This window comes from Brevibacillus sp. FW306-2-1A-C05A (genome assembly GCF_058781555.1).
In genome coordinates, this window is record NZ_JBYSWV010000004.1 from 157,719 (window position 1) to 171,790 (window position 14,072).

The 14,072-nt window shown below is 44.1% G+C and carries 6 protein-coding genes; 5 read left to right on the forward strand and 1 reads right to left on the reverse strand.

Annotated elements, in window-relative coordinates:
• Positions 1 to 115: 115 nt before the first annotated feature.
• Complete coding sequence (locus tag AC3WJN_RS05780; RefSeq protein WP_007778473.1) at positions 116 to 4,615, forward strand: S-layer homology domain-containing protein; 4,500 nt, start codon at positions 116 to 118, stop codon at positions 4,613 to 4,615.
• Between the two features lie 98 nt (positions 4,616 to 4,713).
• Here the strand turns inward: AC3WJN_RS05780 and AC3WJN_RS05785 are convergent, their stop codons facing one another.
• A complete protein-coding gene (locus tag AC3WJN_RS05785; protein WP_007778477.1) occupies positions 4,714 to 5,364 on the reverse strand; it encodes a YigZ family protein in 651 nt (216 codons plus the stop codon).
• A 286-nt stretch (positions 5,365 to 5,650) separates the two neighbouring features.
• Between AC3WJN_RS05785 and AC3WJN_RS05790 the strand changes: the two genes are divergently transcribed.
• The 4 genes from AC3WJN_RS05790 (at position 5,651) to AC3WJN_RS05805 (ending at position 13,943) form a co-directional block, all read left to right on the forward strand.
• Positions 5,651 to 6,862 (forward strand): TolC family protein, encoded by a 1,212-nt coding sequence (locus AC3WJN_RS05790; protein ID WP_007778481.1) that lies wholly within the window; start codon positions 5,651 to 5,653, stop codon positions 6,860 to 6,862.
• 456 nt (positions 6,863 to 7,318) lie between these two features.
• Positions 7,319 to 10,465, forward strand: a complete 3,147-nt coding sequence (locus tag AC3WJN_RS05795) for an S-layer homology domain-containing protein (protein ID WP_007778484.1) — start codon at positions 7,319 to 7,321, stop codon at positions 10,463 to 10,465.
• Between the two features lie 127 nt (positions 10,466 to 10,592).
• Positions 10,593 to 12,947, forward strand: coding sequence for an Ig-like domain-containing protein (locus AC3WJN_RS05800; protein ID WP_007778487.1), 2,355 nt, complete (start codon positions 10,593 to 10,595; stop codon positions 12,945 to 12,947).
• A 510-nt stretch (positions 12,948 to 13,457) separates the two neighbouring features.
• A complete protein-coding gene (locus AC3WJN_RS05805; protein WP_007778489.1) occupies positions 13,458 to 13,943 on the forward strand; it encodes a hypothetical protein in 486 nt (161 codons plus the stop codon).
• Positions 13,944 to 14,072: the final 129 nt, after the last annotated feature.

Below are 14,072 nucleotides of genomic sequence, written 5' to 3' on the forward strand. Positions count from 1 at the left end.
TCTTAACTGTGGAAAGAAATTAGCCGATAAAGGAAAGGGGAAGGTCTGTCCCATCTCAGCTTAAACAGAGAATGGGACGAAAACTAGATTCAGAATAATAAGGAGAGGTGAAGAAATGAGTAAGCCAATTCAACAATTCCGTCGCTGGCTGGCCATGTGCTTGACGATAATGCTTGTTATGACGGGTGTGCTGCCAGCATTGCCTGTGTCTGCGGCCTTAGGCTCTAATTGGGATACGACGACAGGCGTGGTTGTGCCAGCAGCCTATGTCGCTTCGACAGGAAGTGGCAATGGGCAAAACTATACTACGCCTATTAAGACAATCACAAAATTAGTGCATGGCATTCAATTAACCTATAAAGATAGCTCAAAAGCTGGGCAAGGTGTTGACATTACGGTAGATGGGGTTCTCCTCACCAATAATGTGACTTTTTCTAATAATACCGTCACATTGCCAGATTTTCATCTGAATAGTAGTGGTGCTGTCACTAAAGTTACGGTTAGACCAAAAGTAACGACAGACCCTACGAACGATACGGCAGAATTTTATATTCAGTACGCTCCCAATCCAGCTTCACCTGGAGCAGGTCCGCTAACATTTGATAATTCTGGTCAAGGGGAGCATGCCAGTGATCCGAAAAAGGTAACGAGCCGAACTGTATCTGGTCTTAAATACTCATATAGTGTTTCGACAGCGGTTGACAAAACAAAGGCTGTTGAAGTGCAAGTTAACGGTACGACAGTACGTACCGTATACGGTAGCGGTGGAATACTACCAGATTTTGACTTGTCTCCTGGTCTAAATGCTGTTCAACTTCTTGCTTCCAATACAGGCGAGAGAGATATTATTTATTACGAGTACAACTCGCTGAACAGTCCGATTACCATTACGAACTTCTCTGGCGGAACAACCGCTTACAATCCAGTCGTCTACGGTGATTCTACAATTAACATCGTAGGTACCTTTGGAAGTGGTGTGACGGGAAGTAGCCTGCGTTTGAAAATTTTAACCAATAATGGGCAGACTATTCAAGACTTGAGCAACACAGCGCCATCCATTAGTGGCAGTACCTTTACATTCAGCAATATCGGCCTGAAGCCAGGGTTGAATCAGATTTCCTTCTATGAAAAAGTGGGGAATGTTACGAAAGAACACTATCAATTCTTCGTTCAATACAACAATACCCCTCTCGTTAGCGATTTGAAAATTAACGATACGCCGTTAAACGATCCGAACGTTACAAGCAATCCAACCTATATTACCGTACCGTCTTTAAATCGTCTGAGTTTGAATATGGACGGGAAAGCTCTCAATGCTGATACGGTTGAAGTGAAGAATCTGCGTACTGGCGATGTAGTAAAAACTCAGGTAAATCGTACAGGCTCATTTGGGCTGAGCATTCCATCCCAGCTTGGTGAAAATACGCTGGAAATTCGAGTGTACAACCAGAATAAAGAAGTAGGTACATTTGTGCGAAAATTGCTCGTCACGACTACTTCAGCAGGAAGCTCCGATCAATTTTACAAGGTAAGCTTGGGCGGAGTGGCATTGCAGCCAAATCAGCAAGCGGTGCTTAAAGGAAATGCTACATCTACTGCGATGGCCTTGAACGGTTCGGCATTGTTGAAGTATGTTGACATTGCAGGACAGCAGTTGTTCCAGGAATTCAAGGTGACGATTTACGAAGGGACAAATAAAACAGAATACAAAACCGCTGAAGGAGTAACGTTCACTCCTATTGGCAACCCACAAAGCGGATTTACAGAATATGCGATTAACCTTAATGTACCAGCAGGAGCATTCCAGGACGGGAAAACGTATAAAGTTGCACTGAGCTACCAGTATTTGACCAAAGACTCCAGCGGTTCGGTTACATCTCCGTCGGGCTATATCACGATTGCAAACTACGAGTATGAGTTTAAATATCTGGACAGCTCCAAACCAAGCTTTGAACGAGTAACAAACTTGGCGAATGGCCAAATCTTGTCCCAAACAGCAGCGAACACTATTGTGTCGTCGCCTTTGGAATTGAAGGTGGAAACACAAAATATTACGGCTGACAAGATTGCAATCAAGTATAACAATCAAACATTAACAGCGAATCAAGATTATGTGATTACGTCAGGTTCGAATCAATTTAAACTTACTTTGAAAAAACTTCCACAAGGCACTGGGAGATTGGTTATTGACTATACAGGAAGCCCTGCTGCGTCAACGGCTTATACACTGGATGTCCGAATTACACCGTATGCACAACTGACTTATGTGGACGCATCTGGACAAGTGCGAAGCTTTGAAGATGGATATCAAGTGAAGAGTGAAAATGATATCCGGAACTTGGATGGGAAAGTATACAATTATGTGTTGACATCCACGAATATTGAAGCCACTCTGAATGGCGCCCCAGTTGGGATTACGAGCGTGGATACGAATAAGGGAACGTTTTCGATCCTTAAAGATAAACTGGCTTACAAAAAAGGGAACAACGTCTTGAAAATCACTTTGACGGACGATCCGAAAACGGTTTTTATTTACAATGTTTCGTATAATACCTCAAAGACACCATCTATTGAGGATGTGAAACTGGAGATTATCTCCAACGGTGATACAGAGGAATTGACCAAGAAAGCGGCAGATCCTGCTTATCGTACGGGAGCCAACTTCCTGAGCAGCTTGAGTTTTAGCGTGAATGATGCGACACATGTTTACATCGAGAAAAACGGTAAGCGTATTAACGATTTCCGTTACAAGAGCGGAGACTGGGAGCAAGATACGACGAACCAGGAATACGTGAATGCTCGATTGGAAGCGGCTTTGAATAATGATCTGAGAGACTTGTACGATGACCACAATATCGACTCATTATCTCGAACCAAATTCGAAGGGAAAATGAGTTCGAAGAAGTATGGGGATCTTGTCGAGGAAGTTCAGGATGCGGTAACAGATGCGAGAGAACAGGAACAGAAGCTGGCACTCTTCCCACTGACCCTGAAAAAAGGGGGAACGACGGTTTATACGATCGTCGCAGAAGATGACAATGGTACTGTTATTCGCTATGACATCAATATTGAGCAAAAGTATTCTAGCTGGGAAGTTCTTTCGCCGGTTAAAGCAAAAGAGACAGACCAGTACATCATTGTAAACAGTAATAGTGCTGTTGTAAAAGTATTCGCTGAGAATGCAAACAAAGTATTGTTTGGTAAAACGGAAGCGAAAGTAACAAATACAACCAACCCTGACTTTTATTACGATGATGAACAAGGAAAGACCATTCCAGAAACGTACTATGTATTTACATCTACAGTACCTCTTAAAAAGGGCCTTAATACGGTGAAGTTCTCCGTCGTAGTGGGTGACAGTACGTACAATGACGAGATTAAGATTTACAACGCAAACTCATCTGTAAACGGTGCTGAGTACCGCGACGTGTTGGGTAAGAAAGTATCGTTTAGTGTGTTTGAAAAACAGTTTGAATTGAAGTTCCCTGCAGGTACTGTCCTCCTCTCGCCAGATGATGGACGAGCAGGTCAAGAGGTCAAGAACCCGAATGGAGATATCTTTGTTGATATCCCGTTGTACTTCGGGATTGCCGATCGTACTACTGGTCAAGTAAATATTGCTGACGATAACTTGGAAGACAGGCTGGTTCTCGAATCCAAATTCAACTATGCCAGCCCGCTCTTCTATGTAGACGCAGGAGATACGCAAGCTCCATTTGGCCGTGACCCTTATTACGATGAAGGCGACGCGGAAGATTTCAAGAGCCGTTGGCAAGATAATCTGGTGCCAAGCCGTAGAGGAACGCTTACGATTAAATACGATTCCTCCATCGTAAATGCAGCAAACAACATTCTCACGGTTTATTATCATAACGGAGACGAATGGAAAAACATTGGTGGGGTTGTAAATACCAGTTCCAAGACAGTGCAAGTCCCGTTTGCCGGGTTTGGTTTCTACATGGTCATGAAAACCAGAGAGTCTTATGATGATGTAGTGAACCATGATTTTGCCCGGGATGCGATTGAAACACTGTACGCAAAGGGGATCATGCCTGCATACAGTGGAAGCAGCTTCGGAGCAAACCGTGACATGACTCGTGGTGAGTTTGCAACCATGCTTGTAAAAGCTCTGGCATTGCCAATTAATGCTGGCCCTTATCGCGATAGCAATGAACGTGATCCATTAGAGCCAACATTCTCGGATGTACGTCCAAATCGTGATACATGGGATTATCAGTACAAGTACATCGAGACTGCTGCGAGGGCAGGCATTATTCGGGGGAAACAACCAGGCTACTTCCGACCGGATGACTCCCTGACTCGTGAAGAAGCAGCTATCATGATTGCACGTGCTTTGAACTTGAAACTGGGGACGCTTGAGGCTTCCAAAGTTGCTTTGAACAAGATGTTTACAGATGCAAAAGATATTGGCTACTACGCAGCGCCTTCTGTTCTTGTTGTCAGCAAAGCGAAGCTGATGAACGGCGAACCGAACGAAGTGGATGTGAAAAAGCCAACTTACAGTTTCAAGCCTACAAATAACTTAACTCGTGCCGAGATGGCAGTTATCACAGTTCGGGTTATGGTTCAACTCAAAAAGCTTCCTCAGCAGTAGTTTCAAACTTTCGCATATATAATAGAAGAAAAGCTGAAGACGGCGTCTGCCCCTTCAGCTTTTTTTTGCTTCTGTTACAAAAAAAAATCAACTTCCCCCTACTCATCCCCCACAGCCTCCACAGGCACCTCGACATACTCCTTTTCACCCAAGGTAATCTGCGCCTGTCCATTCGTCAAATCGGTAAACCGCTCCACAAACGCACCTTGTTCACCCTCAGGAATCAACACATGCGCCGTGACCTTGTCCGTAAAATCGGTCCCGCTCACCCGATATTCCCCGATGCGCAGCTCGTTTTCCACCTTGCCCCACCACGTATAGTCCACGCTGACCGAGATAGCCTGGTGCAGAGTATGCACGACAATCTTGGCGGCTTTCAAGGCAGTGACCGTTCCCGCTGTGTAAGCCCGAACAAGCCCGCCAGCGCCCAGCTTGATTCCGCCGAAGTAACGGGTCACGACTACCACAGTATCCTTGACGCCGTTTTTCTTGATGCACTCCAGGATCGGCTTGCCTGCCGTACCACTAGGCTCGCCATCATCACTTGAGCGTTGAATCTGGTCGTTTTCGCCGATGACAAAAGCGGAGCAATTGTGGGTGGCATCCCAGTGCTTCTTTTTAATCATGGCGATAAAAGCAACCGCTTCTTCTTCCGTCGTAACCCGTTGCGCATAGCCAATGAAGCGGGAACGCTCAATGACGATGTAGTCCTCTCCATAGCCAGCGACGGTTTTATATTCTGTAAGCATCGATCAATCACCTCAAGAAAAGGATAGCATGCAAAAATGATGTTGGCGAATCCTGAAATGTTTTTGACACAGAATCGTAGTAATCTATGAGGCAAAGAAGGACTAAATCAGAAAGGGATGATCTATACATGTTAAAGTGCGTGTAATCCCTTATGAAAATGCTGGTAGGGCACTAATTTTTCGTGTGCGAAACATTACTCTGTGATATAGTGATCTTGGGACAAACTGTAATATTTCAAGTAGTGAAAAGTTTTACAATCAATACAAGCAAAAGGAGTGGAATCACGTGAATTTTCCATATTCGAGCAACAAGTGGATGAGCATCAGTTTGGCGGCTGTACTCACAACCGCAATTGGAGCAGGAACCTTGACGGCATCTGCCAATACAGGAACAGAGGCGGCGAAACCGGCGCAGCCAGCACAAACAGTAGCAGCGGAAACAGGCAATACAACGACATCCGAGACTGCTGCACTGGAAGAGCTGACGCTGGAAAAAGCGATTGAACAAGCGTTGCAAACCAACAATACGCTCCAGAATGCACGTATTGACGCGAAAAATGCGGATTTGAACGAATCGCTTTCCTATATTACCTCTGCTGACATGTCCAAAGATATGATTGATTCCCTGGAAGGAACAAAAGAACAATTGAACGCCGCAAAGGCCAAGTACGTAGGGAATGCACAAGCAGAGATCAACAAAAAACTGAATGCACTGATGGTGAAAGCTACAGAATCCAAAATCAGATTGGGTGCGCAAAATGTCTACTACAACCTCATTTTTGCGCAGGACGACTATGAATTGAAAAAACAAAGCCTGACGCGTGCAGAAACGCAACTGAAAGTGGCCAAAGCGGCATTTGATGTGGGAACAAAAGCAAAAACAGACGTCCTGCAGGCAGAAATGGGCGTAGCAGGGGCAAAGGCTGCTTTGACATCCGCAGCAAATGCGGTAGAAGTAGCGCGCATGGATTTGAATGATTTTCTTGGCGTTGACCTGAACAAAAAGTGGAAGATCGTCTCCAGCAACAAACAGGTTGCGCCGATTTCCTTGACTTTGGAGCAAGCACAAGCTCAGGCTCTTTCCAAACGTGTCGAGATGACAAAAGTACAGGAAGAACTGAATTTGGCAGAACTGAACGTCAAATTGATCGAGGAGTATTCGGCATTGTCGACCCTCCAAGGTCGTCAAGCCCGCAATAACGTAGATAAGTCGAAAATGGCGATCGAGGAACAAAAACGCACCATCTCCAAGGAAGTTGCCCAAGCTTATTTGAATCTGAATGCGGCAAGAGAGGCGATTGAGTTCCAGAAAACAGCGAAAAACTCTGCTGCCGAGAGCTACCGTCTGACAAATCTGCGCTTTGAAAACGGCCTGGCGACTACACTTGAAGTGATCCAGGCAGAAGAAGAGCTTTCCGACCGCGAGAACCAGTACCAAAAAGCGATTCTCAACTACAACCTGGCTGTCGTAAACTTTGAAACAGCACTCGGCAACTAGGCTTGTGTGACCAAGAAAGATTTGTAAGGTTTTGAACAGAACTGGAAAAAGGTTCAATGGTGACAGTCCGCCCTGCGTACCCTATAATACGAAGTGTGGCGGATGTCACTTCGTACATAATCGACAGGTGAATACGAACCCACGAAAAAATCTTTAAATTTTTTTCGAAGGCGCCGCAACTTTTGATTGGCTCAGGCGTTTAATAGGATGTCACACGAAATACGGGGAATTGTGTAAAAAAGATTCACGAATTCTAGCACTTGTGTTACACTATTGATTGTTGCATTTTACACAATACTGAATATACTAGATATTTTTAACACAAAAAAGCGAAGCTGGCCTGCGAAAGGAGGTGACACGCGCTTGCAGGATTCGGGCTTTAAAAAGAAAGATAGATTAACAACAAATATTCCCCAAGAACAATTTGTTTATACTAGAGGAGGAGAACACAAGGTTATGAAAAAGGTCGTTAACAGTGTATTGGCTAGTGCACTCGCACTTTCTGTTGCTCCAATGGCTTTCGCAGCAGAAGATGCAACTACAACAGCTCCTAAAATGGACGCTGCAATGGAAAAAACCGTTAAGCGCCTCGAAGCTCTTGGCCTGGTAGCAGGTTATGGCAACGGCGAATACGGTGTAGACAAAACAATCACTCGTGCAGAGTTCGCTACTCTGATCGTTCGCGCTCGCGGACTGGAGCAAGGTGCGAAACTGGCACAGTTCAACACTACTTATACTGACGTTAAATCTACCGATTGGTTTGCTGGTTTCGTAAACGTAGCTTCCGGCGAAGAAATCGTAAAAGGTTTCCCGGACAAATCCTTCAAACCACAAAACCAAGTTACTTACGCTGAAGCGGTAACTATGATCGTTCGTGCACTGGGTTATGAGCCAGCAGTTCGTGGCGTATGGCCAAACAGCATGATCTCCAAAGCTTCCGAGCTGAACATTGCTAAGAGCATCACTACTCCTAACAATGCAGCAACTCGTGGCGACATCTTCAAAATGCTGGACAACGCTCTTCGCGTAGACCTGATGGAGCAAGTTGAGTTCGGAACTGACGTTCGTTACGAAGTTACCAACAAAACTCTCCTGACGAAATACCTGAAAGTAACTGTAGTTGACATGGATTGGGCTCATGAGAAAGATCATGATTCCGACGATCTGCCACTCGTTACTAACGTACCAGCAATCGGCTTGGGTAAACTGAAAGCGAACGAAATTACCCTGAACGGTAAAGAAGCTGGTCTGGGCAACACTACTTACAAAGTTGCTGACGGTATCAACCCTAACGACTTCGATGGTCAACGCGTACAAGTGTGGATCAAAGATGACAGAGAAAACGTAATCGTTTGGATGGAAGGTTCCGAGGACGAAGAAGTAGTATTGGATCGTCTGAGCGAATTTACCCTCAAAGGTAAAACTACTGACGGTAAAAACCTGAGCACTTCCGATCTGGCAGATCTGAAAGTGGAACTGGATGCAAGCGGCAAAACTTACCGCTTCAACAAAAACTCCAAAATTACTTACAACTTCAAACGTTACAGCGATCCAGTTGACGCTCTGAAAGAGATCATCTCTGCTAACGACAGCTTTGGTGTGAAAGTTGTTCTGGACAGCAATAACGAAGTTTCTTACATGCACGTAATTGACGACACCCAAATGAACCTGAACTCCAAAGCGAAATACGGTTCTGAAGTGATCGGCAAAATCGATGTTGAGAAAAAGAAAATCACCAACCTCGACACTGGTAAGTTCAACAAGCTGGAAGACAAAGAAGAAGGCAAGGACTTCCTGGTATTCCTGGATGGCAAACCAGCGAAACTGAGCGACCTGAAAGAAGGCGACGTATACTCTGTATACTACGCTGATGGCGATGAAGACAAACTGTTGGTATTCGCTAACCGCACAGTAGTAGAAGGTAAAGTTGACAAAGTAGTTAGCCGCAGCACATCTGACTTCCGTCTGACTGTTGGCGGCAAAACTTACCGTATCTACCCAGGTGCCACTTACTCCGATAACGGAAACAAAGACGTTAAAGATCTCGATGACAAAAACTGGGATTTGGTATCCAACCTGGATTCCGAAACAGTGAAGCTGGTACTGGATGCTTCCGGCCGCGTTCGTCACATTGAAACGAAAGATCCAATCGACGATCGTAAACAAAAAGCAATCGTTACCAAAGGTGTTGTTTACAACACTGCGAAAGACACTTACGACTTCACTGTGTTGACTCAAAAAGGTAAAAAACTGGCTCTGTCCCTGGAAAAAGAGGACATTTACAATGCTGAAGGCAAACACTACGGCCGCGACAACATGGAAGCTGATGAGCTGGAAGACATCCTGCAACCAAGCAAAGATGAGTCCATCGCTCTGCTGGAAGTAACTTTGGATTCCAAAGGCGAAGTTGACAAAGTTCAAATTCTGGATTCCAAACTGCGTAAATCGTCCGGTTCTGCTTGGGATAAACTGGCAGACGAAACCGACGATGTTGTTGGCGACTTCGAAGTAACCGACAAAACTGCCATCTTCAAAATGACTGGCAAATTGGATACGTCTTCCAAACGCGCTGAACTGAAAAACCCAGGCATTGCTAAGTTCAAAGATATCGCTGACGAGGACGATCTGACAGTTTACTACTCCGTTGATGAAGATAAAGACGAAGTAGAAGCGATCTTCGTAGTAGAAGGCGACGGTCTGACTGGCGACACTTACTACGGTGTAGTTACAGAATACGGTTCTTCCAACAGACAAGACACCATCAAAGTTATCACTAAAGATGGCGACTCTGTAACAACAAAAGAGTACAAATTGGACGATGATCGTGAAGAGTTGCAAGATCGTGGTATCAAACGCGGCGACTTCATCGCATTCCAATTGAACTCCGATGATGAAGTAGTTGTTGATGACGTTATCGAAGTTGTTAACAACAAAGCAATCAATCTTAAAAACAACGTACAACTGGTGGATAAATCCGAGTGGAAAAATGCTAGCATCGAGAAACTGACAGTTGCTCGTGTAGATGATGTTAACGGCAACACCATCACTTACGAAGCTGGCAAAGGCGATACTCGCAAACTGCTGACTAAATCTTCCACTGCTTTCATCGATGTATACGATGATTTCGAAGCTGAAGATGGCGTAGAAGAAGGCGACTACATCGTTCTGCTGGACAGCAGCGAAATCGACGGCGATCGTTATGACTACGTTCTGATCGTAGGTAGCGTAGACTGGGTAGAAAAAGAAGGCGTCGATGAAAAAGCTGTTGAAGACTTCCTGAAACAATCTTTCGGCGGCGATGACAACGGTGACGGCAACGACGACTGGGATGCTGTTCCTACTTCTGTAACTGTAGAAAATGGCAAATTCTCTATCGGTGGTGTTGCGACATCCTATCTGTTCACTGTTGATTTGAACAAAGATGTTGACGCTAGCGAAGTAAAATCTGCAACAGTTACACTCGACGGTGAAACTTTCAATGGAAAAGTAGAAGGAAACAAAATCAAATTTGCTTTCTCTGCTTCTGTTGATGTAACCTCCTTGAAAGTTACAGTAACTAGCCAAGAAGGCGAAACAGATACTACAACTGTAAACTTCAAATAAGTTTTGATAGACAGCGTGTCTGTTCAGCACTAAAGTGAGATGAACGGCGGAGGGAGGGACCTCCTTCCGCTGTTTCTACATACTCACTAAATAAAAATTCCTTATTCAACATACGGAGGGGTAGTACGTGAATAAAAAAGTAACTCTTTCCCTGCTCTCTGCTACAGTATTCGCTAGCATGGCTGCTTCTGCCTTTGCTGCACCAACACAAGGTGTTTACATGGGCGGTAGCGTAGACAAATTTTATAAGCTGGATGATCTGTTCAACCTTACTGCTGAAGCTAAAAAACAATTTGTTACCAACCTGAATACTGCTAATCCAGACGGCGACTTTAACAACCTGGTGTTTGTTGACTTTGACGGCAAAGGCGCTAAGTTCAGTGAAATCTTGGCTAAAGGCACTCTGTCAAAAGCAAAGAGAGACCTGACCAAAACTGATTTTGAAGGTTCTTACGTAACAGTAAACCTGGATGGCTCTAATGGTGTTTCTTACGATCCTCGTAACGATGCAGTTGATGTGCCTACTGGTGATTTGAAAGTTGAGTCGGTAAGTGCTATTAACGCTAAACAACTTAAAGTAGTATTCAACAAGGAAGTTCAAAAAGGAACGGCTGAAGTAGGAACTAACTACACTGCTGCTCCAGTAGGTGGTGCTGCACTTGATAACACCGCTTGGACTCCTGTTCTCCAAGATGATAACAAAACTGTTATCATCACATTGAAAAACGGTGAGGCATTCACTACTACTGCAACTTCTTACGCTATCGGAGTAGCAAATGTACTTGATGCTGATGGAAATCAAATTGATGACTATAGCCAATTGATGACTATCTCCGATACTGCAAGACCAACAGTAGATGGTGAAGTTACTTGGACTGACTCTAAGCATATTAAAGTTTCCTTCACCGAGCCAGTAGACCTCACTAACGGTGGGCTGGCTACCGTTGATACTTATGTTAAACTTCAAAGCAGCACAGGTGCCAATGTAACTCCAGTTGCTGGTGCATTCGCTCCAGCTGCCGATGGTAAATCGGTTACAATTGATGTTTCCACCCTTACTACAGCTGGAGCTTACAAAGTAGTTGTTACTGGACTGAAAGACTTCGCTGGTAACCTTGTATCTCCAAACCCAGTTTCGAAGAATTTCACAGTATCAACAGATACAACTGCTCCGACAGTAGCTGAAGTAAAAGCTGTTAATGCTAAAGTAATTCGTGTAACCTTTAGCGAGCCTCTTGCAGAAGCAACTAATGGCGCTGGTGACTTCTTCACCATCAAGGTTGACGGTGAAACCAAGGCGGCTATTGGTGTTGAGGCAACTACATCCGATAACAAAACATTTGATGTAGATCTGTCTGGTACTAAATATGTTGCCGCTGGTTGGGCTACTGGTCTTCATCGAATTGAAATTGCAGATGCTAAAGACCTAGCTGGTTTGTCCTTGGCAGCTCCAGTAGTTAAATATGTAGACTTCGTAGGAAACCAACCGACATTCAAATCTACTGCAGGTACTTTGAAAAATATCGGTGGAACTAACTACATCGTGTTTGAAGCAGATCGTACAGTAGATGTAACTCCTGCTGCAATTGCAACAGTTAAGTACGTTGATGTTGATGGTGTTGAGCAAACACTTGCAGGTGGAATTGCTTCGGCTGCTGTAACTGCGTATGACAAAGATGGTAATGGCGTAGCAGATGGAATCAAATTGAATGCTGATAATTATGACGGTGCTGGTGCTAAGTTGCCTGCAGGTCAATACAGCTTGACACTGGATGGCTCCAAGATTGCAGATCATCTTGATTCCACTGTAAAAATGGCAAACACTGCTGTAACCTTTACAATTGCTGGTTCTGCTTCTACAACTAAAGTAAATAGTGTAGTAGTTGGTTCTAACCCTAGCGAGTTAATTGTTAACTTCTCTAGCGATGTTGATACTAGCGCACTGAATGTTAATAACTACACTGTAGAAGGTAAAGTAGTTGCTAAATCCGCTAAGTTTGTAGGTAACAAGAAAACTGTTTACCTTACACTGAACCCAGACCAAATCGAGTTTACTTCTAACTACACTGTAGCAGTTTCCGGAATTAAGGATGCTTCTGGTAAAGCCGTTACTGCATTTAATGCAAGTGTACCACTTAACGAGAACGTGAGACCGACTGCAACAGCTAAACTTAGCGATCTCAGCACAATTACTTTGACTTTCAGTGAAGCAATGGATGCTAACACTATCGTTGACGCAACAGATAATGCTCAAGATTTTGTAGTATATGTAAATGGCGTTGCAAAAACTGGTACTGTAGAAGCTGCTGCTGCAGGTGATACTACTGGCACTAAGTTTACAATCGCTCTTGCTCAACCACTGTCCTCTTCCGAAATTAAAACTCCAATTGTTGTGAAATTGGCCGCTGGTGGAGATGCAGCTGACGTGTTGGGTAACGTAACAAACATTCCTAGCGCTGGAGTAACTGTTACAGTAGAATAATCGAAACGTTACTTCGTGGGAATTGGTGCTTGTCACCACCCGCATTAAGTCGAAAGGGTCTACCTCATGAGAGGTAGGCTCTTTTCTTTTTGGCGGGACTTACTGAAAAACGCTACAGAAACTCGCTGAAATAGTTTTCGGCTGATTCGCCATGACTCCCCCCTTCATTTCCAACAAGAATCTTGTCCATTTTACCCTCACTTCAAACTATAAAGAATGCAGTCAGCTCCTCTTTCAGCCCACTCTCCTTCTAAAAAGTCCTTGCAGTTTTGGCCCATTAGGAGTATCATATGGCTACAAAAGATGAATACAACACCATTCAGCACCAGAGCCAGTAGGACAACCTCTAAACTAGCTGAGGATAACCGTAAGGCAGGACGAAGTTATTTGGCAAAACCTATCCGGTTTGGATAATAACGCTGATTACAAAAGTACTTCAATGATCACTTGGAGTGTTTTTGTAATGAGTGTTTTTTTGTGTTCATCAAAATGCCAAAGGTGGGTATGTAAATGAACAATAGTTTGCCAGTAACATCAACCGAATCTAATGCAGTTGTGATACGCGACAATAGTAAGGGCGAAGTAGAGATGGCCAACAACCTAGTGATTTTGAGAAAAGTGGTGGGTTACAACAACGATAGAAGCCTAATTGATGCTATAGATGGCGTCTTTAGTCGGTATGGATTTACGGATCGACAAAAAAAGGCTTGCGAAGTTTTCTTGTTTCAGCCGACAAAGGAAACGGCGTTTAAAGCGCTACAACTAACGCCTAAAGCATGGGTTTTTGTAAAAAATTTCTTGAGCCAGGGTGAAGTAACGGAAGCATTGGTTACAATTGTCGAAAAAGAAAAAGCGAATAGTAGCGCATATTTAAAAGTGCTAACGGGTAATGAGTTCCTGAAAGATCCGGTTGATCTACTTCTACAATCCCCTTGTGCTGCCAAGCTAGAGAAATATCTCAAGATTCGTGAAATGAATCAATATCTAAAGAAATAGGCTGTTCTGCCCTTCCTGAGTCTATCGTGTTAAAGCGATAGGCTCTTTTTTCTTTCATGGAATTTAACTGAACACCGTAAACCAGCCGACACTGAAAACGCAGCAGTCAAGAACGTACGTTTCTATCTG

Coding starts and splice junctions, on each gene's coding strand:
- AC3WJN_RS05780 (WP_007778473.1), top strand. CDS start 116: ATGAGTAAGCCAATTCAACAATTCCGTCGCTGGCTGGCCATGTGCTTG.
- AC3WJN_RS05795 (WP_007778484.1), top strand. CDS start 7,319: ATGAAAAAGGTCGTTAACAGTGTATTGGCTAGTGCACTCGCACTTTCT.
- AC3WJN_RS05785 (WP_007778477.1), bottom strand. CDS start 5,364: ATGCTTACAGAATATAAAACCGTCGCTGGCTATGGAGAGGACTACATC.
- AC3WJN_RS05805 (WP_007778489.1), top strand. CDS start 13,458: ATGAACAATAGTTTGCCAGTAACATCAACCGAATCTAATGCAGTTGTG.